This is a genomic window from Mycetocola zhujimingii, from assembly GCF_003065425.1.
Taxonomy (GTDB): domain Bacteria; phylum Actinomycetota; class Actinomycetes; order Actinomycetales; family Microbacteriaceae; genus Mycetocola_A; species Mycetocola_A zhujimingii.
In genome coordinates this window covers 2745716-2766730 of record NZ_CP026949.1, presented here as the reverse complement: position 1 = coordinate 2766730, position 21015 = coordinate 2745716, and the positions used below count along the sequence as shown (strand labels likewise).

Here is a 21015-nt window from a genome sequence, read left to right as displayed (position 1 = left end):
CTCATGGCAGTGGCGTACCGGTGCGCGCCACACTCGGAGTATGAACGAAGCACCGTCAACCCCAGACGCTCCACCTGCCCAGGGCGGGTACGCGCCGCCGGCACCGCAGGTCACCTTCTTCGACTGGATCCGCGGCACCGGCATCGGCCGCTCGGACGACGCCTGGCTTGGCGGTGTTGCGGGTGGCATCGCACGGCACACCGGCCTCGACCCGCTGATCGTGCGCGGCGTCATCCTCGTCGTCGCCCTGCTCGGCGGCCCCGCACTGTTCCTTTACGCGATCGCGTGGGCGTTGTTGCCCGACAGCTCTGGCCGCATTTACACCGAACGGGCCCTCAGGGGAATCTTCGACCCGGCGATGATTGCCATCATCATTCTTGTCACCCTGGCCTTTCTCCCGTTCATGCAGGGCATCTGGTGGCGGGGCGCCCCCGACGCGTGGAACATGCCGCGGTGGCTCGAGTCGACGCTCAGCACCGGCTGGACTCTCGCGCTCATCGCCGGACTCATCTGGCTCACCGTCGTCATCGCTCGGCGGGTGCCGTCCTCACGGACTCAGGCTCCTGGCCAGCCCGAGCCGCGTTCGCACGCTGACTTCTGGACCAGCCCAGCGCAGGCAGCTCCAGCCGCACCGACCGAAGGGCCGACGGCCACCTCGACAGGTACATCGACGGATTCGACACCGGATGCCGGGGCGAACGCCACCGCGCCCCAGGGATTCGTACCGACGTCCGCAGCCAACCCGACCGGCGCTGAGCCCTGGTTCGCTACGGCTGAGGCAGCCCACTCCGCCACCGACCAGGGAACCCGGGTGTACGGCGCCGTGTGGAACCCGCCGCAGCGGCCAGACGCGGCCGAGCGGGAGGCCGAGCGCAGGCGTCGCGCGGCCATTCACGCCGAACAGCGACGTGAGCACGAGGAGCGTTACCGCTCCCGCCAGCCGGGAGCGGCGTTCGTCTCGATTTCGCTTGGCCTGGCCGTGCTCACCGGCGTCTTCGTCGCCATTGCCCTCGGGTACACCACGATGTCGGAAACGGCGGTGGTCATCGGTACAGGATCCGCACTCGGGGTGCTGGCGCTCGCCACGATCATCGCCGGCATCCGCGGCCGTGAGAGCGGCTGGCTCGGCTTCTTCGCCGTCGTCGCGGTTCTCGCTCTGCTCTTCGTCGGAGTGTTCCCGCGCGGTACAGCGGTCTCCGTCTTCGGCAACACGACCTGGCACGTGATCGACGCACCGGCAGATTCCACCTCGGGATTCGCCATGGCGGCGGGATCGCCGACGCTTGACCTGTCGGCCCTGGACGATCCCGGAGCGGAGACCGGCGGGACGGTCGACCTGTGGCTTGCCGCGGGAACCGTCGATCTCGTCCTCCCCGAGGACGCGCCCGTCATCCTCGAGGTCGCCGGCGGTGTCGCCGGCATCAGCTACGTCGATGACGGCGAGTTGCGCGAGAACGGTGCGCCGCTCTACCGACAGGTGCTTCGTTTCGGTGACACCAGCGACAGCGACACCACGACGGTCCGGATCTGGATCGGCGCAGGCAGCGTCGACCTCGAGAACAATGCGAGGAGCGCACGATGAACGGCAACGGCAACGGCAACGGCAACGGCAACGGCAACGGCGACACCACCCCGATCGAACCCGGGACAGCGGCCTCAACTGACCCGGCAACCGACTCGGCAACCCGCCAAGCGACCGACGCGATCGGTGGTCTGTTTTCCGATCCCGCGGATCGGGCAACTGGCCCAGCGACCGACCCGGCCACCGGCCTGTTTTCCGGTACCGAGGATCGAGCGGGCGACCGGGCGGTATTCCGCGGCCCCGAGGATCGACCGGGCGACCGGTCGGCATCCCGTGGCCCAGAACGGCGGCACGCCCGGTTCGGGACCATCCTGTGGGGCGTGATCCTGCTGATCTTCGCGTCCTTCATGGTGACAAACGCGCTCGTGCCCTTCAGCCTCGATGCGGGAACGTGGCTGATCGTCACGCTCGTCGCCGGGGGAGTTGTCCTCGTCATCGCGGGGATTGCCGCAGCGCTCCGGCGAACGGACTGACGACTCCCGCTGCTGGCTCACGCAACGCCACCCGAACAGAGGCGGCCATTTCGATGGCCGCCTCTGTTGTGTCGACCGGGTGTCGTGTACACCCGAGTTTGTGGGGCTACGGTGGCTTGCGCGCTCAAAACTTGAGCCGACCCGGCTCAAGATTTGCCGACAAAAGTTGACAGCCGTCGGGGGTTCGGTAAACTTGAGTCATCGGCGCTCAACTATGAGCGACGATCACAAACTTCGAATAACAGGCCAAGGCCAACATCGAATCAGACCGTTCGCGGTCTCAAAGGAGAAATAGACACATGGCACGTGCAGTAGGAATTGACCTCGGAACCACCAACTCTTGTGTGGCCGTTCTTGAAGGTGGCGAGCCCACCGTCATCGCAAACGCTGAAGGGCTCCGCACCACCCCGTCGGTGGTCGCATACACGAAGGACGGCGAGGTCCTCGTCGGCGAAACCGCGAAGCGCCAGGCAGTCACCAACGTTGACCGCACCATCGCGTCGGTCAAGCGCCACATGGGAACCGACTGGACCTTCGCCGTCGATCAGAAGAAGTACACGCCGCAGGAGATCTCGGCGCGCATCCTCGCGAAGCTCAAGCGCGACGCTGAGCAGTACCTCGGTGACACGGTGACGGATGCCGTCATCACGGTCCCTGCATACTTCAACGACGCTGAGCGTCAGGCCACGAAGGAAGCCGGTGAGATCGCCGGACTCAACGTCCTCCGCATCATCAACGAGCCCACCGCCGCTGCGCTCGCGTACGGCCTCGACAAGGGCAAGGAAGACGAGCTCATCCTCGTCTTCGACCTCGGTGGAGGAACGTTCGACGTCTCGCTGCTCGAAGTGGGCAAGGACGACGACTTCTCGACCATCCAGGTTCGCGCGACCGCCGGTGACAACCGCCTCGGTGGAGACGACTGGGACCAGCGCGTCGTTGAGCACCTGATCAAGCGCTTCAAGGAGACCACAGGCGTCGACGTCTCGAACGACAAGATCGCCAAGCAGCGTCTCAAGGAAGCTGCAGAGCAGGCCAAGAAGGAACTGTCGTCGAGCATGTCGACGTCGATCCAGCTGCCGTACCTCTCCCTCACGGAGAACGGCCCGGTCAACCTCGACGAGACCCTGACCCGCGCGCAGTTCGAGCAGATGACCTCTGACCTCCTCGACCGCACCAAGAAGCCGTTCCAGGACGTCATCCGCGAGGCCGGCATCAAGGTGGGCGACATCGCCCACGTCGTGCTCGTCGGTGGATCGACCCGTATGCCCGCCGTCTCGGCACTCGTGAAGGAAGAGACCGGCGGACAGGAGCCGAACAAGGGCGTCAACCCTGATGAGGTCGTCGCCGTCGGCGCCGCACTCCAGGCTGGCGTGCTGAAGGGCGAGCGCAAGGACGTTCTGCTCATCGACGTCACCCCGCTGTCTCTCGGTATCGAGACCAAGGGTGGCATCATGACCAAGCTCATCGAGCGCAACACCGCGATCCCGACCAAGCGAAGCGAAACCTTCACGACGGCGGACGACAACCAGCCGTCCGTCGCCATCCAGGTGTTCCAGGGCGAGCGCGAGTTCACCCGTGACAACAAGAACCTCGGAACCTTCGAACTGACCGGTATCGCTCCGGCACCGCGCGGAGTACCGCAGGTCGAGGTCACCTTCGACATCGACGCCAACGGCATCGTGCACGTGTCCGCCAAGGACAAGGGCACCGGCAAGGAGCAGTCGATGACGATCACCGGTGGCTCATCGCTCGCCAAGGAAGACATCGAGCGCATGGTTCGCGAGGCTGAAGAGCACGCGGCCGAGGACAAGGCTCGCCGTGAGTCGGCCGAGACCCGCAACACCGCGGAGCAGCTCGCCTGGTCGATCGAGAAGCTCATCAAGGAAAACGATGACAAGCTGCCCGAAGACGTCAAGAGCGAGGTTCAGGGCGATGTTGACGCACTGAAGTCCGCGCTCGCCGGCGACGACGACGCAGCGGTGAAGACCGCCTTCGATAAGCTCAACGAAAGCCAGACCAAGCTCGGCGAGGCCATCTACGCCCAGTCGCAGCAGGCTGACGCCGCTGCGGGTGCTGCCGGAACCGAGCAGCCGGCCGACACCGCATCCGACGAGGATGTTGTAGACGCCGAAGTTGTCGATGACGAGGAAAGCGACAAGAAGTAACAATGACTGACACGAACCCGACTCCAGAAGACGGTGACGAGGTTCAGCCAGTGAACGAAGGGTCGGAAGCTACGGCTTCCGGCCCTCGGTCGCAGGTGGACCCCGACGTATCCGAGACCGACGTACCCGAGACGGAACTGCCCGAAGCGGCCGACCACGAGTTGACCGTTCAGGACATCCTCGACGCGGTACAGACCGAGGACGCCGAGAACGAGGCAGCGCGAGCTGCAGACGCAGACCCCGAGCACGAGCACCTGGTCGACCTCAAGCGGCTGAGTGCCGAGTACGCGAACTACCGCAAGCGTACGGAGGCGAACCGCGAGGTGGAGCGTGAGCGGCTGACCGGTGACGTCGTCAAATCCCTTCTTCCCGTGCTCGACGACCTCGACCGCGCCGAGAAGCACGGCGACCTCGAGGGCGACACCCCGTTCACGGCGATCGCCGCGAAGCTCCGCACGAGCGTCACCAAACTGGGCCTTGCCCCGTTTGGCGCGAAGGGCGAACCGTTCGACCACAACATCCACGAGGCGATCTTCCAGCAGCCGAGCCCCGACGTTGAGACCGCAACAATTCTCGATGTCGTTGAGACCGGCTACACGGTCGGCTCGACCCTCCTCCGCGCGGCGAAGGTCGTCGTCGCCGTTCCCGCCGAGTAGGAACGATGGCAAGTCAGGATTGGTTCGACAAGGACTTCTACAAGGTTCTTGGCGTGAAGAAAGATGTCACGCCTGCTGAACTGAAGAAGACCTACCGCAAGCTTGCGCGGAAATACCATCCGGACTCGAACGCGGGCGACCCCAAGGCCGAAGCCAAGTTCAAGGAGCTCAGCGAGGCCTACTCGGTTCTCAACGACCCGGAACAGCGCAAGGAGTACGACGCCGTTCGCGCCATGGGATCCGGTGCACGGTTCACCGCTCCCGGTGGCGGCGGACAAGCCGGCGGCTTTGACGATGTCTTCGGCGGCATGTTCGGTGGCGGTGCCCGTGGCACGAGCAGCAGCTACCAACAGGCGGACTTCGAGGACATCCTCGGTGGCGTCTTCGGCCGGGGCGGTGGCTTCGGCCAGCCCTCCGGTGGTTACCGTGGTTTCGGTGGCCCGACGCCGGGACGTGACGTGACAGCATCCACCACCATCGACTTCCTCACCGCGGTCAAGGGTGACACCATCACCCTGCAGACCGCGGAGGGGCGGACGATCAAGGTCAAAATTCCGGCGGGTGTCGCGGACGGGCAGAAGATCAAGCTGCGCGGAAAGGGTCACCAGTCTCCGGATGGCGGCCCGGCGGGCGATCTCGTTCTCTCGGTATCCGTGCGTAAACACCCGGTGTTCGAGCGCGATGGACTCAACCTCCGCGTCAACGTCCCCGTGACGTTCGTCGAGGCGACTCTCGGCGCGACGATCGAAGTGCCGACACTGGGCGGTGAACCTGTGCGACTTCGAGTTGCTCCGGGAACGCCGTCCGGACGAGTGCTTCGCGTTAAGGGCAGGGGCGTCGCCACGTCCAAGGGCACCGGTGACCTGCTCGCGGTCGTCCAGGTGGCCGTGCCATCGCACCTGAGTGCTGAGGCACGCGAGGCGCTCGAGCGATTCCACGAGGTGGAGCCCAAGGAAAACCCACGCGAAGACCTGATCGTACGCGCGAGGGGATAGAGCGTGGACGAGAATTCGCCGATCTTCGCGATCGCGACAGCGGCCGAGCTGGCCGGACTGCACCCGCAGACACTGCGGCAGTACGACCGGCTCGGCCTCGTCTCGCCCACGCGAACGGCGGGTAAGTCCCGCAGATACTCGATGAGGGATGTCGTGCAGTTGCGCGAGATCGCCAAACTGAGCGCCGAGGGCGTAAGCCTGGAGGGTATCGGTCGCATTCTCGCCCTCGAGAACGAGGTCGCTTCGTTGTCGTCGCGCGTTCGCGAGCTTGAGCACGCCCTCGCCAATGAGATGCTCAAATCGCCCGGCCGGCGCGTCTTCGCGGCCGGTTCGCACGGCGACGTTGTGCCGCTCAAGAGTGGCACGAGGGCACAGCGCCGCACCGAGCTCGTCGTGTGGAGACCGTTCCAGCGTTAGTCCCTTACGGCCCGACAGGTCGCGGTCTATGCTGACCGCATGAGCGAGCAGAAGCCGCCGGCGGGCAGGAAAAGCAAACCACGCGCTGAAGCAAAGACACCGCCACCGACGGGCTCGACGGCCCCCGGTGGCCCCCCGCCCGGATCGCCTCAGGCGCCACCTCCAGGAAGTCAGCCAGCACCCGCTCCCGGGGCGAATCAGACAGCCGCGCCGGGCCCGGTCCAGCAGGGAGCGGCTCACCAAGGGCCGGTTCACCAGGCCCAGGGCCAGCAGGCCGGACCGGCACCCACGATCAACCAGGGCCATCCCCAGGCCGGTTACCCGCAGCAGCAGCACGCCGGATATCCGCAGCAGGCAGCCTCCCCGCAACCGGGTGGCTACCCACCGCAGCAGGGGTATCCACCACAGCAGGGGTATCCAGCGCAGCAGGGGTATCCACCACAGCAATCGGGCCAGCCGTACCCGCCACAGCCGGGGTACCCGCCTCGCCCCGGCGGTCCTCAGCCGCCGAGGAATTACGTTCCCCGCGCTGCCGGTCCGGCCACACCACCCCGGCCGCCGCTGGCTCCGCGCCAGCGACGCGGTGCCATGATCGCCGGTGCCGTCGGTTTTACGCTCATGACTCTCGGCTTCACCCTGATCGCTGTCCCGCTCATCCTTGCTCTGCTTGGCGCCTTCCTCGGCACAATAATCGGCTGGGCCGCCCGGAACGATCCCGATGACTTCTCGGTCAACGGAGGACCGCGTCCCCAGGACATCGAGACGTTCATTGGGGACGCCTCGTCGGCCCTGCTTCCCTGGCTCATCGGTGCGGTGATTCTCGGCATCATCATCTGGCTCCTCGGCTACTTCTCCAGCCTGTGGATTCTGCGCAGTCACAAGGTCAACAGGCCGGTTGCCGTGACGTGGAGCGGACTCGGAATCGCCGTCGTCGGGAACTTCTTCCTCAGTGCGCTGAGCTCGCCGATCACCGGTCTGTTCAACGTGTGGGATACCGACTTCGACGATCCTGACGACTTCCGCAACTTCGGCGACCCCGGCCAGATGCAGTGGCTGGACAGTGTCAACCTCGCGCCGGCAGCGCTCGGTCTTGCCCTGCTCTTCCTGCTCCTCAGTCTCGTGGTCAACGCGGCTATCGGTCTGCTCAGCTGGTGGTGGATGGCTCATGTCTTCAGGGAGCAGGGGCCGGCAGACCGTCGAGTATCCGCCGGCGGTGAGCACGGCACCGGCACGAACACACCCGCAGGCATGACTCATGCCGCACCCCCACCTGGCGGAATCACGCACAGCGGAACAACACAGGCCGGACAAACACAGGCCGGACACACACCGGGCGCGCCGACGCAGGCCGGACACACGCCGGGCGCGCCGACCTCCGCTGAACCGGCTCGCGGTCGGACCGACACCCCGGACGCTGAATCGAACCCCCCGACCTCCTGACCGCAGACCACGTGCGCCCGGCCCGGGATGCCGGGCCGGGCGATGTCGGGCGATGCGGGGCGATGGCGAGCTGCGGGATACCCTGAACAGGTGACTGACTTCGCTTTCGACCGGCTTCGCCGCTGGCCAGACATCGAAGCCGACAATCTCTTCGCCTTTGACGCCAGCGACAGGCTCATTCTCGAGACAGCTGCTGACTCGCTCCGCGCGGCGGGCGGCGGCGAGACCGTTGTCGTCGGCGACCGGTACGGCGCTCTCACTCTCGCTGCCGCGCACGACGGGGCCACAGGCATCCGCACGCATCAGGATGAGCTGTCGGGCGAGCGTGCACTCGACGCCAACGCGAAGGCGCTGTCGATGACGGATGCCGTCAGCCACTTTCCGCTCGACGCCACGCTGTTTCGGGGCGCAAAGGCGGTGCTGCTGCAGTTGCCGCGCTCGCTTGATGCGCTCGCGGAGATCGCCGAGCTGATAGCGCGGCACGCCGAGCCGGACGTGACCGTGTACGCCGGCGGTCGGGTCAAACACATGACCCGCGCGATGAACGACGTGCTCGCACGGTTCTTCGGGACCGTCACCGCGTCGCTCGCGCAGCAGAAATCCCGTGTGCTCATTGCCCGCGACCCGGTGCCCCTCAGCGGCGAACCGGCGTGGCCGGCCCGCGAGTTCCACTCGGACCTCGGTCTGTGGGTCGTCGCGCACGGTGCTGCTTTCGCCGGCACCAAAATCGACATCGGTACGCGGTTCCTGCTCGAGTTCCTCGACGCGGTTCCCGATGCGGCTGATGCCGTCGACCTCGGCTGCGGCACCGGTGTGCTCGCTACAGCCCTCGCCCGCGCCCGGCCTGCCATGCGCGTGACCGCGACCGACCAATCGGCTGCCGCCGTGGCATCCGCCCGTGAGACGGCGCTCGCGAACGGCATCGCCGACCGGGTTTCGGTCGTGCGTGACGACGGGTTGTCGATGCAGCCAGACGCGTCGTCCTCACTGATCCTGCTCAACCCGCCGTTCCACGTCGGTGCCACAGTGCACGCCGGCATCGCGCACAAGCTTTTCGCAGCTGCCGCGCGGGTGCTGAGGCCAGGCGGCGAACTCTGGGCTGTGTGGAATTCGCACCTGGGGTACCGGTCAGCGCTCGAGCGAACGATCGGCCCGACCCGTCAGATCGGGCGCAACGCGAAGTTCACAGTGACGGCGTCGACAAAGCGCTGACGCCGTCACCCAGCCGGGTCACGCGATGTGGCTTGCTCCTAGCCGAGCGCCCGGAGCCTCGGTGCGAGATCGCGTTCGAACAACTCGAGGAACCGCTCCTGGTCGTGACCGGGAGCGTGGAACACGAGGTGATTGAGGCCGGCGTCGATGTATGGCTTGATGAGGGAAACGGCCTCGTCCGGGTCGTTCGAGACGATCCAGCGCTTCGCCACCTGCTCGATCGGCAGAGCGTCGGCGGCCGCTTCCATCTCGATCGGGTCGTCGATCGAGTGCTTCTGCTCGGGGGTCAGCGACAGTGGCGCCCAAAAGCGTGTGTTCTCGAGGGCTGCGTCCGTGTCTGTGTCGTAGGAGATCTTGATCTCGATCATCTTGTCGATCTCCGCGACATCCCGATCCGCCTTTGCCGCGCCCTCGGCCACAGCGGGAAGCAGCTTGTCGGTGTAGAGCTCCATGCCCTTGCCCGACGTACAGATGAATCCATCACCCGCGCGGCCTGCGTAGCGCGCAACAACCGGGCCACCGGCTGCCACGTAGACGGGGATGCCGCCCTCGGGCACGTCGTAGATCGATGCGCCCCTGGTCTTGTAGTACTCGCCGTCGAAGTCGACGCGGTCGCCGACCCAGAGTTGCCGCATGAGGTCGACGGATTCCCGCAGGCGGGCGAAACGCTCCTTGAACTCGGGCCATTCACCCTGGAAGCCTGTGGCGATCTCGTTGAGCGCTTCGCCGGTGCCGACACCGAGGAAGATGCGGCCGGGGTAGAGGCAGCCCATCGTGGCAAAGGCCTGCGCGACGACGGCGGGGTTGTACCGGAAGGTCGGTGTCATCACGCTGGTGCCGATGGTGATCCGTTCGGTGCGTTCACCGACCGCTGTCATCCAGGCGAGGGAGAACGGGGCGTGTCCTCCGTTGTGCCGCCACGGCTGGAAATGGTCACTCACCGTGACGCTGTCGAAGCCGTGACGCTCCGCTGCGACGCCGAGCTCGACGAGCTCACGAGGACCGAACTGCTCAGCCGATGCCTTCAAACCCAGTTTCAACAACAGTGCCTCCCGTGGCCTCGACGGCACGTGCCGTCTCGTTCGAGACTATCCGGCAATCCCCACGCGGTGTCCACTTGAATCGGTTTGGTACTGCACTTTGCGGCAGGACGCTACAGCCTGAAGGCCGGGCTGTGCTTTGTCGCCCGTCAGTGCAAAGCTGGTCGTGTGCCCAAGTTAGATGAGCTGCGCGACCTCGACGAGCAATTGACACTCGGCGAGCCATGGAACACCGTCGTGTGGGACGACCCGATCAACCTGATGACCTACGTCTCCTGGGTCTTCCGCAGCTACTTCGGCTTCAGCCAGGCGCGCGCAGACGAACTCATGCTGCAGGTGCATCATCACGGCCGCGCTACTGTCGCGACGGGCACCCGCGAAGAGATGGAGCGGCACGTCGTCGCGATGCACGGGTACGGCCTCCTCGCGAGCCTCACCCGGAGCGAGCGATGAGGGCATTCGGCGTCGCGACCGGGGGCGAGATCCTCGCGGAGTTCGAGTCACAGGAGGTGATGATGTTCACCGACCTGGTGCAGCAGATCATCTCTCTTCTCGTCCGCGTGAAGGAGGGCGAGGCCGACATCGATGGCGCCGTACTGTCCCGGCTGTTCCCCGATGCGTACACCGACGACCCCGAAGCATCCGATGAATTCCGGCGGTTCACCATCGACGACCTCATCGACCGGAAGATCGAGAACGCACAGGGCGTGCTCGAGTCGTTCGACAAGGCCGGCGTGCGCACCACGGTCGATGGCGACGTCACGCTCGTCCGGCTTGACCGTGAGTACTCGATGTACTGGCTCGGCACCCTCACCGACCTGCGCCTCGTGCTTGCCACCAACCTCGGGATCGGCACCGAAGCGCCAGCGGTCGACGGCGCAGACACCGAGTACGTGCAGAGCCTCTACGAGTGGTTCGGTTTCACCCAGGGCTCGCTCATCGAAGCACTCGAAGAGGTCGAGGGCATCAGCGGCTGACCGCTCGGCTGGATCCGTGTCTCGGCGGCTGAGGGCGTGGGTGCGGATGCTCCGGCGCGCGCGTGCGGGATGCCGGCGCGCTGGCCTGCGGGAACGTCCGGCACGTCACCGGTAGCCTGAGAGCACCATGCACATACTGATGTTCAGCGACCAGCACGCCGATTCCCTCGGCGGAGTGCAGGTCTCCATCCGATTGCAGAAACGCTTCCTCGAACTCGCCGGACACCGGGTGACCGTCGTTGCCCCGGGAATGCACCGGGACCACCAGGGCAGTCGAGACTACGTCGACACCCCCTCCGTTCCGATTACCCTCGACCGCGAGTACTCGCTGACGGTGCCCGGTCGTCGCGCGGACCGGTTGCTCGACGCCGCTCTCGCCGCCCGCCCGCCGGTGGACATCGTGCACGTGCAGGCCGACTACTGGGGTGCGGTGCTCGGGTATCGGTTCGCCGCGCGCCACGGCATCCGTTCGGTGCATACCTTCCACAACCACATGGAGTTCGGGCTGGAGCAGGTGGTGCCGTTTCCGAAGCTCGTGATTCGTGCGCTGCTCTGGTGGGAGCACCGCGTGCTGAAGCCGCGGCTGTCGGCGCTCGCGCCGAGTGCGTGGAGCTACCTCGACGAGTTCGCCGAGCGGGCTGCCGCGTCGGTGGCGCCGAGCGGTCATTTCGCGCGGCTGCTCGAATCGAACGGGGTCGGCAGCGATATCGACGTGATCTGGACCGGGGCAGACGATGCTCTCGTCGACGAGGTGCTGGCCGCGCCTGCCGCCGTCGACAGGGGTCGGCCGCTCTTCGTCTGGATGGGGCGGATGAGCGCCGAGAAGCGCATCATGGAGTACCTCGACGCGATTCGGCTCGCGGATGTCGACGCCGAGTTCCGGCTCTACGGTGCCGGGCTGCTGCTCAAGAAGGCGCGGGCGTTTGTGCGTGAGCACGGGCTCGAGAACCGGGTGGTGTTCGCCGGCAAGGTGCCGTACCGCGATGCGCTCGCCGCCATTGCCTCCGCCGATGCGCTCGTGCAGACCTCGATCGGCTTCGAGACCCAGGGCATGACGGTGTTCGAGGCCGCCGCGCTCGGCACCCCGTCGCTTGTGAGCGACCCGAATATCGCGGGTGAGCTGCCCGACGGCATCTACTGGCAGCCCGCCGACGGCAGTGTGCGTGCGCTTGCGGATGCCATTCGGCACGCGGCAGCGGACATTGCGTCGGGCTCGCGGCTCGTGGTGCCGCCGCAGGAGAGCGTCGAGTTCCGGCAGAGTCACCAGACGGAGCGGATGATCGCCGTGTACGAGCGGGTGCTCGCCGGTTAGGCCCAGGTGCCGAAAACACTCGCTGCGGTCGAGTTCACCCGTCACGCCGGATGTTCTCGACCGGGGCGAGTGATCTCGCGCGCCGGGAGGTGCTGCGGCACGGGCTACGGGCTACGGGCTACGGGCGGTGGGGGAGCCGATGTTCCGCGATGAACCTGCCCGCCCGGCGGTACTCGACCACGGACTGGATGGCAATGACGCCGACGAGCAGCACGGCGAGGAGGATCAGAGTTCGAGCCATCGGTCCGTTCGTAGCGAAGGCTGCGGATACCTCGAAAAGCACCAGTCCTGCGTAGAGCGGTGCCGCTCCGATGAGCGTTCGCTGCTTCTGACGAGCGAGGGCGACCAGCGTTGGCGTCCAGCGGGGATCCGGGTGTTCCTGACCCCTGAGCCACCGCCGTGATTGCCTGAGATCAGCCCGCGTGAGGAGTTGTGAGATGGACTGGTCCCTGGTCAGGTAATGACCACTCTGCCGTGCCCAGATGAACCCGCCGACACCAACAAGCAGGCCGAGTGTGAGGAACATGAGCTGTTCGACGAGCTGCGGGAGGGCGGTCCCGCGTACTGCTTCCTCGCTGGCGCGTGCCAATACCAGGGCCACTCCGAGAGCAGCACAGACAGCAACCAGGGCACCGATTCGTAGCAGTGCCCTGATGGTCCGAGGTGAGACGTCGTCGTCTGGCACACCTGCGGCCCGGTAGGCAGCGGCGTTCCAGCGAGCGTATTCCGCGGTATCGGGGTCGAGCATTCGGTTCCGTTCTGAACGGCGGGCACTGCGCGCAAGCCTAATGGGCGGCTGGCCCGGGCGCTCGCCGACCGCTACACATCCATGCCCGCGCTGCAGTTGCTTCTGCAGCGCGGGCATGGAACTGCAGCTCTCGCGTTTGCCCGCCGTCGGTTGACCGGGCGAGGGTCACCGCATCCCCGTGCGTGCCAGCAACCGCTTCTGCCCCTTGAACCGACGCAGTGCGTGTGCCTAGGGTCGATGAGTTGCATGCCGCCGGCGTGAGGAGGACTCGTGACCGCGCTCGCCGACGCCATCGCCGACAACAGCGTCGACGCACAACCATTCGGATACCTCATTACAGCCATCGCGATGGCGTGGATGGTGTTTTTTGCTGCGGTTCCGCTCCGTCAGCCCAGGATTCTGGGCGAGGTGAGCTTTCGCTCGGGGCTTCTCGTCAGCGAACAGCCGTTCTACCCGTTTTATCTGCTCGTTGGGTTGACCGTGCTCGCCGGTGTCGAAGGGGAGTTGAGCACCGTGGTCGGCCAGCTCTCCCTCGCCATTGTCGCGGCGGTCTCTCTCGGCCTCGCCGTCATCGCGGTCAACTCGACAGCGGCTCCCGGCGTTGTTGATCGAGCCCTCGACGCAGGGCTCGGCGAGGGATGGCGCGCGGGAGGGGGTAACACTGCGCGTCGTCGGCTTCCGCTTGGGCACATCCTGTTCCTGCCGTTCGCGACGAGGAGACGTGACGTCCGCCTCATCCGGAACATCAGTTACGGGGATGCCGGTCGGCAGAACCTGCTTGACGTCTACGCCAGCACGTCCGGGCGAACGGGGAGTGGCGTGTTCATCTTCCTGCACGGAGGGGGGTTTCGATCGGGGCACAAGAGCTTCGAGTCCCGTGTGCTTCTCAACAACCTCGCCAGTGAGGGTTGGCTGTGCATCAGTGCGAACTATCGCGTGGGCCGCTCCGCGAGCTTCCCTGACTACCTGGTCGATACGAAGAAGGTGATTGTCTGGGCACGAGCGAACGCTCCTGCTTATGGCGGTGACGCATCAATGGTCGCCGTTGGGGGGAGCTCCGCTGGCGCCCACCTCGCATCGATGTGCGCGCTGACCCCGGGTCATGCCGAGTTCCAGCCCGGCTTCGAAGAGGCCGACACGACCGTCTCCGCGGCTGTATGCCTGTACGGCTGGTATGGACGGGCCTCGGGCGGTACCGGCCTATCCTCGCCCCATGATTTCCTCCCTCCCGTCGCGGGGACGGCCGTGCCGCCGTTCTTCGTAGCGCACGGTGACCACGACACTCTCGTCCCGGTCGAGGCAGCGCGGGATTTCGTCTCGCGGTTGCGTGAGGAAACGGATGCGCCCGTCGTCTATGCCGAACTGCCGCACGCCCAGCATGCCTTCGATCTGTTCCATTCGCTCCGCTCCGACGCCGTCGCCCGGGGGATCCAGTCGTTTCTGTCGAATGTGCGCACTCGAGCTCGACGGTGAGTCGGCTCAACGGGCGAGTGCGTGCACCCTGCGCTCTCCGACCGCTACACATCCATGCTCGCGCTGCAGATGCTTCTGCAGCGCGAGCATGGAACTGCAGCGCTCGGCGCGATGCACGATGCCCGGGCCGCCGGCTACCACCGCGCCACCCGCAGTCACTGTCAAGGGCTTGGCTGGGCGGATGCTCGAGCGTAGGTTCGCGTCATGAGTGACGAACGCAAAATTGAAGACCAGCTGAAGATCACGGACGCTGACGGAGAAGTCAGCCCCGCCGATCGCACGGAAGCCGGCGCAAACACCGGTTCTGATTCCGCCGCCGACCGGGAAGCCAACGTCGGCGTCCTGGGCGACGTCGCCCACCCCTTCGACCAGACCAATGGCATCGTCGATCAATTCGACGAGCACACCGCGCAGCGTGCCGACGCCGTCACAACACCCGGTGGACCTGACGCACGCACGGAGCGGGCAACGGATGCTGTCGCTGGCGACAGCGCCGACGCATCCGGTCGCCACGCAACACCGATTCCCAGCGACGAGTTCGTCGACGGGGACTCGGGAAGCGGCACCGCCCGCTGAGCGAGTTGCCGACCGCTACACATCCATGCCCGCGCTGCAGAAGCATCTGCAGCGCGGGCATGGAACCTGCAGCGCTCGGTGCGGATGCTGCCACGCCAGCGCGAGCAGCGCTCGTCGCGGATGCTGCCGACGACGCAGCTAGCGCCGCAGCGCCTCGCGCTCGAGTGAGAACAGGTCGATCGGGAGATCGGTGCGCCCGCGCGTCGACAGGTCGGCCACGATATCGCCGACGACGGGAACGAACTTGAAGCCGTGCCCGCCGAATCCTGTGGCGACGGTGACCTGGGAGTGCTCGGGGTGCAGTCCGATCATGAAGTGGTCGTCGGGCGAGCTCGGGTAGAGGCACGTGCTCGACGCAAGCAGTCTGCCCGTGAGATGCGGGAACAGCTCAAGCGCACGCGCCTGCATCTCGGCAACCTCGAACGGCAGCACCTCGCGATTGACGGCATCCGGGTCTGTCGGGGTGAGGTCCTGAAAGAAGCCGATCTTGATGCCGCCCGCCGGGCCGTCGACGATCGGGAAGCCGTAGACCTGTCGATTGCCGTCGGTGCGCTCGATGAAGACGGGCTGAGTGCCAACGGCGTAGTCGCTGTGTCCGGGATTGCCGGGCGAGACGTCGGGGGTGAACCAGTAGACGACCTGGCGTTCTGCTGTCACGGGTGCTCCGACCTCGCCGAGCAACTGTTGCGACCACGCACCGGGCGCGACCACGAGTCGATCGGCGCCGTACCTGGCGCGCGTCGTCACGACCTCGACCCCACCGCCGGGCGTTGCCGTCCACGAGAGAACCGTCTCGCCGAAGTGCAGTTCGGCGCCGTGCATCGTGGCGACCTGGATGTTGGCTGCCGTTGTGCCCTCGGGATCGACGAAGCCCGCGTTCTGTTCGAACAGGCCCATCGCGTGCGGCGCGGGTCGCATGGCCGGGAACCGATCGGTGATCTCGTCACTCGTGAGCACCTCGTGCGGCAGGTCCCAGTGGCGCGCAGCCGCGAGTGCGCCGGTGAACGTCTGCTCCTCGGGATCCCCGATGTAGATCCCTCCGCTGAGCGTCATGAGCGACCGGCCCGACTGCTCCTCCAGCTCACGCCAGCCGGCATAGGCGCGACGGAGAAGGGGCACGTATTCGATGCCCTCGATGTATGACTGGCGGATGATCCTGGTACCGCCGTGTGCGCACCCCCCGTCGTGGGCCGGCCAGAACCGTTCGATGCCGAGGACGCTGTGGCCACGCTGCGCGAGGGCACTCGCCGCTGCACCGCCCATCGAACCGAGTCCGATCACGATGACGTCGACCTTGTTCACTGGTGTCCTTCTTCGGGGAGATGTAACGTGCCCATGCTCTGTGCTCCGGGCGAATGGCGCCTCCCAGCATAGAGGTGGCCACACCGGTACACACTTGATAAACTTGAGTCTTCACGACTCAACTCTGAGGGGTAACAACAATGCAGCCTGGACAGCAGCCGCAGGAAGAGCAGAAAAGCGCTCTCGAACAGTACGGGGTCAATCTCACCGATGTTGCGCGTACCGGCAAGCTCGACCCGGTGATCGGCCGTGACGCAGAGATCCGTCGAATCAGCCAGGTGCTCACCCGCCGGACGAAGAACAACCCTGTGCTCATCGGTGAACCCGGAGTTGGCAAGACCGCGGTGGTCGAGGGTCTTGCCCAGCGCATCGTCCAGGGCGACGTGGCCGACTCGCTGAAGGACAAGCAGCTGGTCTCGCTCGACCTCGCTGCACTCGTCGCGGGTGCGAAGTACCGCGGTGAATTCGAGGAGCGCCTCAAGGCCGTACTGCAGGAGATCAAGGACGCCGAGGGCGGGATCATCACCTTCATCGACGAGCTCCACACGCTCATGGGCGCCGGCGCAGGCGAGGGGAGTGTCGCCGCTTCGAATATGCTCAAGCCGATGCTCGCCCGCGGTGAACTGCGCATGATCGGTGCCACCACGCTCAACGAATACCGCGAGTACATCGAGAAGGATGCCGCCATGGAGCGGCGGTTCCAGCAGGTGTACGTGGGCGAACCGAGCGTCGAAGACACCATTGCGATCCTGCGCGGACTCAAGGAGCGGTACGAAGCCCACCACAAGGTGACGATCGCCGACTCGGCGCTCGTTGCCGCGGCATCCCTCTCCAACCGGTATATCCCGGCGCGTCAATTGCCGGACAAGGCGATCGACCTCATCGATGAGGCTGCTTCCCGCCTGAGGATGGAAATCGACTCGTCGCCCGTCGAGATCGACGAGTTGCGGCGCGCGGTCGACCGGCTGAAGCTCGAGGAACTCGCACTCAAGAAGGAGAAGGACGACGCGTCGAAGGAGCGACTCGCGAAGCTGCGCGAAGACCTCAAGGAACGCCAGGCAACACTTGCAGAGCTGCAGGCCCGTTGGGATCGTGAGCGCGCCAACCTCAACCGGGTCGGCGGGCTGAAGGAGCGACTCGACGCCGCGCGCGTTGCCGCTGAGCGGGCGCAGCGCGAGGGCGACCTCGAGAGGGCGTCGCGCCTGCTCTACGGCGAAATCCCCGTCATGGAGCGCGAACTGCGCGAGGCCGAGCAGGCCGAGAGCGAGGGTCCGCTCATGGTCAACGACCAGGTCACTGCCGATGACATCGCCGCGGTGATTGCCGCGTGGACCGGCATCCCCGTCGGACGACTGCTGCAGGGCGAGACCGAGAAGCTGCTGCACCTCGAAACCGAGCTCGGCAAGCGGCTCGTCGGCCAGCACCGCGCTGTTCGCGCGGTGTCGGATGCCGTTCGGCGTACGCGAGCGGGCATCTCGGACCCCGACCGGCCCACCGGGTCGTTTATGTTCCTCGGCCCGACCGGTGTCGGCAAGACGGAACTCGCGAAGGCGCTCGCCGAGTTCCTGTTCGACGACGAGAAGGCCATGGTCCGCATCGACATGTCGGAGTACGGCGAGAAGTTCTCGGTGTCGAGGCTCGTCGGTGCCCCTCCCGGCTACGTCGGTTACGAGCAGGGCGGGCAGCTGACCGAAGCGGTTCGCCGCCGCCCGTACTCGGTCGTGCTGCTCGATGAGGTCGAGAAGGCGCACCCCGAGGTCTTCGACGTGTTGCTCCAGGTGCTCGACGACGGTCGCCTGACCGACGGCCAGGGCCGGACCGTCGACTTCCGCAACGTGATTCTCATCCTCACGTCGAACCTCGGCTCGCACTTCCTCGTCGACCCGACGCTGTCGTGGACCGAGAAGGAGGAGGCCGTCCAGCAGATGGTGCGGCAGGCGTTCAAGCCCGAGTTCATCAACCGGCTCGACGACATCGTCGTGTTCTCCGCCCTGAGCCAGGACGACCTGAGCCAGATCGTTGAGCTCTACATCGATCGGCTGCAGCGCCGGCTCAACGAGCGTCGCCTCGAGCTCGCGGTGACCCCGGATGCCCGCAGCTGGCTTGCCGAGAGAGGGTACGACCCGATTTACGGTGCGCGTCCGCTGCGGCGACTGATGCAGACGGAGATCGACGACCGCCTCGCGATGGCGCTGCTCAGTGGCGAAGTTCGGGACGGTGACATGGTGCGGGTGGATCTCGATCCTCACGCCGACGCTCTGACGGTCGGTTCTGTCTCGGTACCTGTCTAGAGCGCGGGCGGGTGCACGGGGCGGGTCTTAGCCGCCGTGCACCCTCGAGCCGAGCTCGCCGAGACCGTCCCTGAGGATTCGCGCCAGCAGTAGCGCGTAGCAGCCATCAGGGTCGAGGTCTGGGTCGAACACCGTGATCGACGCACCGACCGCGCCCGGCGCGCACGCGCGCAACAGCCCCACAAGTTCGTCGGGGTCGAGGCCTCCCGGGTCGGGGCTGTCAACGGCGGGCATCCACCGAGGATCGAGGACGTCGACGTCGAGCTGGAGCCAGTACCCGGCCCCGCCCGCGACGGTGATCGCCGCGGCCGCGGTCTCCGGCATGCCCTTCTCCATCGCGACACTCGCGGGAACAACGAGCCCGAGGCGAGCGGATGCTTCGGCCAGTTCGTCGTCGTCGTCACGGCATCCGATGTGGGCTGTGTGCGCGGGGGCGAAGTACGGGCCGAGGCCATCGATATCGGCAATCGCCAGTGCAGCCCGATTGCGGCAGCAAGATCCTCGCCGGCGAGGCTCGCGCACTCGTCGCTGTTGCCGGGGTGGCGAAAATCGGTGTGCCCATCGATGTGAATGAGGCCAGGCGCTGGTCTGACGGCGAGGGCGAGTCCGGCGCTGAGCAGCAGGCTGCAGTCACCGCCGAGGACCAGCGGCGCGTGGCCACGCTCGATGAGTGTGCTGATACGCGCGCCGAGCCGGCGGGCGTGATCCACGATCGCCTCTTCATTGCGCACCCGGCCACTCGGGCGGGTGTGATCGTCGTCGACGTACCGACCGGGAAGCACGACGCCCGCGTCCAGGGCGCCCGCCGACAGGAATGAGTCGTAGAGGCCGGCCTCGCGCAGCGCCTCCGGCGCCTTTGCTGTGCCGGGAACTCCGCCGGGTTCGGGGGGCCGCAGGCCAAGGTTGGACGGCGCGGACAGGAGTGCGATCACGGCATCCACCATGGCAGGAGAGTGGGTATCGCCGCCAGACCGCTCACGGAGAAGGTGGGCCGGAGGCGGGTAGGTCAGGGGCGGACGGGCCAGGGGCAGACGGGTTAGGGGCATCGCCCGGTCGACTCGATGCCGACGGTGGTCGCTGATCCCGTTCCATCAGTCGCCACGAACCGCCCGTCAGCGGGCTCAGCGTGACGAGAACGTAGGCGACAGCGATGATGCCGAACGCCATCGACAGGCCGATCGTGTCTGCGGCGATGCCGCCGATCAATGCGCCAAACGGAACGCCGGCCCAGGCACCGGCGTTGATCAGCCCGAACACGCGACCGCGCATGTGCTCAGGGACGCGCTCAAGCTCAACGGTTCCGAGGATGGGATTGATGGCTCCAGCGGCCAGCCCCGACACCGCGGTCATCGCCACGAGGACGGGAAGTGGTGCTCCGAGGGCGAATGCCGCGCTCGACGGGCCGCCGGCCAGGGCGAAGCACACGGCGAACGTCACGCGCCGGGGAACCCGGTGGGCCACAAAACCAAACGCCACGTTGCCGAGGAGAGCACAGCCACCCATCACCGCAACGAGCAACCCGAGGGCGGCCGCTCCACCGAGCCGGTCATTCGCGTACAGCGGCAGGAGAGATGAACTGCGTGCTGCGTCGAACAGGTTGGTGATGAGAACGAGCCCGACGATGAGCCTCATCAGCGGGTCGCGGGCGACGAACCGGAAGCCTTCACCCAGGTCGGCCCAGTACGACGTGCGGGACCCGGCGTCGTTGGCGTCCGGACGCTGGGCCTGTTCGTCACGGGGGACAACAGCAACGAACAGCCAGGTCAACAGCGCTGACACGGCGAAGGTCGCGGCGTTGACGAAGAGCGAGGCGATCGGGCCGACGAGGGCAACGAGCAGCCCGGCGACGGATGCACCGATGAGTCTGGCGAATCGTTCTGAGCCGTCGAGGAGTCCGACGCTCTGCTCCAGGCGCACTCCCGCCTGTTCGGTCAGCCTCGGAAGCATGACCCTGCGCGCCGTCTGCCCCGGGGTGTCAAGCAAGCCGGCGGCGAACACGAGGGCGAGCAGGGCCCAGAACGGCAGACCGACGGTCAGGGCAAGCACCGGGATGGCCAGCACCGCCACACCGCTCACGAGGTCGGCGACGATCGCGGCCCGGCGGTGCCCAACCCGGTCGACCACGACTCCGCCGAAAGGGCCGCCGATGAGGATCGGAATCGTCGCGAAGAAGGCCGCTATGCCGACCTCGACTCCGGAGCCGCCGAGGGCGAGCACGTAGAACGGGATCGCAAAGGCCGTCACCACGTTGCCGGTCTGCGAGATCGAGTGGGCGGCCAGCAGCGCGGCCAGCGAGCCGACAGCGCGGCGGTCGCGTGGCGGCCGTGAAGCCGCGGTGCGCGTGGTCATTCTCAGC

At 66.5% G+C, this 21015-nt stretch carries 19 protein-coding genes and 1 pseudogene; 14 read left to right on the top strand and 6 right to left on the bottom strand.

Going from position 1 to position 21015, the window contains the following annotated elements:
• The first annotated feature begins 40 nt into the window (after window positions 1-40).
• The 8 genes from C3E77_RS13205 (at window position 41) to C3E77_RS13170 (ending at window position 8940) form a co-directional block, all read left to right on the top strand.
• Window positions 41-1582: a PspC domain-containing protein gene (locus C3E77_RS13205; RefSeq protein ID WP_108392170.1), complete on the top strand. Its 1542-nt coding sequence runs from the start codon at window positions 41-43 to the stop codon at window positions 1580-1582.
• Window positions 1579-2055, top strand: a complete 477-nt coding sequence (locus C3E77_RS13200; RefSeq protein ID WP_108392168.1) for a hypothetical protein — start codon at window positions 1579-1581, stop codon at window positions 2053-2055. Before C3E77_RS13205 ends, C3E77_RS13200 begins: the two co-directional genes overlap by 4 nt.
• A gap of 299 nt (window positions 2056-2354) precedes the next feature.
• Window positions 2355-4220 (top strand): molecular chaperone DnaK, encoded by a 1866-nt coding sequence (gene dnaK, locus C3E77_RS13195; protein ID WP_108392166.1) that lies wholly within the window; start codon window positions 2355-2357, stop codon window positions 4218-4220.
• A gap of 2 nt (window positions 4221-4222) precedes the next feature.
• Window positions 4223-4876: a nucleotide exchange factor GrpE gene (locus C3E77_RS13190; RefSeq protein WP_108392164.1), complete on the top strand. Its 654-nt coding sequence runs from the start codon at window positions 4223-4225 to the stop codon at window positions 4874-4876.
• A 5-nt stretch (window positions 4877-4881) separates the two neighbouring features.
• Complete coding sequence (locus C3E77_RS13185) at window positions 4882-5871, top strand: DnaJ C-terminal domain-containing protein (RefSeq protein WP_108392162.1); 990 nt, start codon at window positions 4882-4884, stop codon at window positions 5869-5871.
• A 3-nt stretch (window positions 5872-5874) separates the two neighbouring features.
• Entirely contained in the window at window positions 5875-6288 is a 414-nt protein-coding gene (locus tag C3E77_RS13180; RefSeq protein WP_108392160.1) for a heat shock protein transcriptional repressor HspR, read from the top strand.
• Window positions 6289-6876: 588 nt separating this feature from the next.
• Window positions 6877-7728 (top strand): DUF2062 domain-containing protein, encoded by an 852-nt coding sequence (locus tag C3E77_RS13175; protein WP_108392158.1) that lies wholly within the window; start codon window positions 6877-6879, stop codon window positions 7726-7728.
• Window positions 7729-7818: 90 nt separating this feature from the next.
• Window positions 7819-8940, top strand: a complete 1122-nt coding sequence (locus C3E77_RS13170; RefSeq protein ID WP_234031215.1) for a class I SAM-dependent methyltransferase — start codon at window positions 7819-7821, stop codon at window positions 8938-8940.
• A 38-nt stretch (window positions 8941-8978) separates the two neighbouring features.
• Here the strand turns inward: C3E77_RS13170 and fgd are convergent, their stop codons facing one another.
• Window positions 8979-9983, bottom strand: a complete 1005-nt coding sequence (gene fgd, locus C3E77_RS13165) for a glucose-6-phosphate dehydrogenase (coenzyme-F420) (protein WP_472428190.1) — start codon at window positions 9981-9983, stop codon at window positions 8979-8981.
• A 165-nt stretch (window positions 9984-10148) separates the two neighbouring features.
• Here fgd and clpS point away from each other — a divergent pair, with 165 nt between their 5' ends.
• The 3 genes from clpS to C3E77_RS13150 all read left to right on the top strand — a co-directional run bounded on the left by clpS (window position 10149) and on the right by C3E77_RS13150 (window position 12269).
• Complete coding sequence (clpS, locus tag C3E77_RS13160; protein ID WP_416046405.1) at window positions 10149-10433, top strand: ATP-dependent Clp protease adapter ClpS; 285 nt, start codon at window positions 10149-10151, stop codon at window positions 10431-10433.
• Entirely contained in the window at window positions 10430-10957 is a 528-nt protein-coding gene (locus C3E77_RS13155) for a DUF2017 family protein (RefSeq protein ID WP_108392154.1), read from the top strand. Before clpS ends, C3E77_RS13155 begins: the two co-directional genes overlap by 4 nt.
• Before the next feature lie 127 nt (window positions 10958-11084).
• Window positions 11085-12269 carry a glycosyltransferase gene (locus C3E77_RS13150; protein ID WP_108392152.1) on the top strand — a complete coding sequence of 395 codons (1185 nt, stop codon included), beginning with the start codon at window positions 11085-11087 and terminating at the stop codon, window positions 12267-12269.
• A gap of 118 nt (window positions 12270-12387) precedes the next feature.
• Here C3E77_RS13150 and C3E77_RS13145 read toward each other — a convergent pair whose 3' ends face one another.
• Window positions 12388-13017: a hypothetical protein gene (locus C3E77_RS13145; protein ID WP_108392150.1), complete on the bottom strand. Its 630-nt coding sequence runs from the start codon at window positions 13015-13017 to the stop codon at window positions 12388-12390.
• Between the two features lie 270 nt (window positions 13018-13287).
• Here C3E77_RS13145 and C3E77_RS13140 point away from each other — a divergent pair, with 270 nt between their 5' ends.
• Window positions 13288-14490, top strand: a complete 1203-nt coding sequence (locus C3E77_RS13140) for an alpha/beta hydrolase (protein ID WP_198412153.1) — start codon at window positions 13288-13290, stop codon at window positions 14488-14490.
• Between the two features lie 204 nt (window positions 14491-14694).
• The gene (locus C3E77_RS13135) at window positions 14695-15066 is read left to right on the top strand and encodes a hypothetical protein (RefSeq protein ID WP_108392148.1); all 372 of its coding nucleotides are present in this window, start codon (window positions 14695-14697) and stop codon (window positions 15064-15066) included.
• Between the two features lie 138 nt (window positions 15067-15204).
• On the opposite strand, the gene solA is transcribed toward C3E77_RS13135, so the two are convergent.
• Complete coding sequence (solA, locus tag C3E77_RS13130; RefSeq protein ID WP_108392146.1) at window positions 15205-16368, bottom strand: N-methyl-L-tryptophan oxidase; 1164 nt, start codon at window positions 16366-16368, stop codon at window positions 15205-15207.
• A 140-nt stretch (window positions 16369-16508) separates the two neighbouring features.
• On the opposite strand from solA, the gene C3E77_RS13125 reads away from it, so the two are divergent.
• Entirely contained in the window at window positions 16509-18659 is a 2151-nt protein-coding gene (locus C3E77_RS13125; protein WP_108392144.1) for an ATP-dependent Clp protease ATP-binding subunit, read from the top strand.
• Window positions 18660-18686: 27 nt separating this feature from the next.
• Here C3E77_RS13125 and C3E77_RS15710 read toward each other — a convergent pair whose 3' ends face one another.
• The 3 genes and pseudogenes from C3E77_RS15710 to C3E77_RS13115 all read right to left on the bottom strand — a co-directional run bounded on the left by C3E77_RS15710 (window position 18687) and on the right by C3E77_RS13115 (window position 21008).
• On the bottom strand, window positions 18687-19181 hold the full coding sequence (locus tag C3E77_RS15710) for an arginase family protein (protein ID WP_250645392.1): 495 nt from the start codon (window positions 19179-19181) through the stop codon (window positions 18687-18689).
• 65 nt (window positions 19182-19246) lie between these two features.
• Window positions 19247-19603: pseudogene (locus C3E77_RS15705) on the bottom strand (arginase family protein); the annotation flags it as partial.
• A gap of 31 nt (window positions 19604-19634) precedes the next feature.
• Window positions 19635-21008 (bottom strand): MFS transporter, encoded by a 1374-nt coding sequence (locus tag C3E77_RS13115; protein WP_108392142.1) that lies wholly within the window; start codon window positions 21006-21008, stop codon window positions 19635-19637.
• Window positions 21009-21015: the final 7 nt, after the last annotated feature.

Excerpts from the sequence above, each read along its gene's own strand:
- C3E77_RS13205 (WP_108392170.1), top strand. The coding sequence starts at position 41 with ATGAACGAAGCACCGTCAACCCCAGACGCTCCACCTGCCCAGGGCGGG.
- C3E77_RS13200 (WP_108392168.1), top strand. The coding sequence starts at position 1,579 with ATGAACGGCAACGGCAACGGCAACGGCAACGGCAACGGCAACGGCGAC.
- dnaK (WP_108392166.1), top strand. The coding sequence starts at position 2,355 with ATGGCACGTGCAGTAGGAATTGACCTCGGAACCACCAACTCTTGTGTG.
- C3E77_RS13190 (WP_108392164.1), top strand. The coding sequence starts at position 4,223 with ATGACTGACACGAACCCGACTCCAGAAGACGGTGACGAGGTTCAGCCA.
- C3E77_RS13185 (WP_108392162.1), top strand. The coding sequence starts at position 4,882 with ATGGCAAGTCAGGATTGGTTCGACAAGGACTTCTACAAGGTTCTTGGC.
- C3E77_RS13175 (WP_108392158.1), top strand. The coding sequence starts at position 6,877 with ATGATCGCCGGTGCCGTCGGTTTTACGCTCATGACTCTCGGCTTCACC.
- C3E77_RS13155 (WP_108392154.1), top strand. The coding sequence starts at position 10,430 with ATGAGGGCATTCGGCGTCGCGACCGGGGGCGAGATCCTCGCGGAGTTC.
- C3E77_RS13150 (WP_108392152.1), top strand. The coding sequence starts at position 11,085 with ATGCACATACTGATGTTCAGCGACCAGCACGCCGATTCCCTCGGCGGA.
- C3E77_RS13145 (WP_108392150.1), bottom strand. The coding sequence starts at position 13,017 with ATGCTCGACCCCGATACCGCGGAATACGCTCGCTGGAACGCCGCTGCC.
- C3E77_RS13135 (WP_108392148.1), top strand. The coding sequence starts at position 14,695 with ATGAGTGACGAACGCAAAATTGAAGACCAGCTGAAGATCACGGACGCT.
- C3E77_RS13125 (WP_108392144.1), top strand. The coding sequence starts at position 16,509 with ATGCAGCCTGGACAGCAGCCGCAGGAAGAGCAGAAAAGCGCTCTCGAA.
- C3E77_RS13115 (WP_108392142.1), bottom strand. The coding sequence starts at position 21,008 with ATGACCACGCGCACCGCGGCTTCACGGCCGCCACGCGACCGCCGCGCT.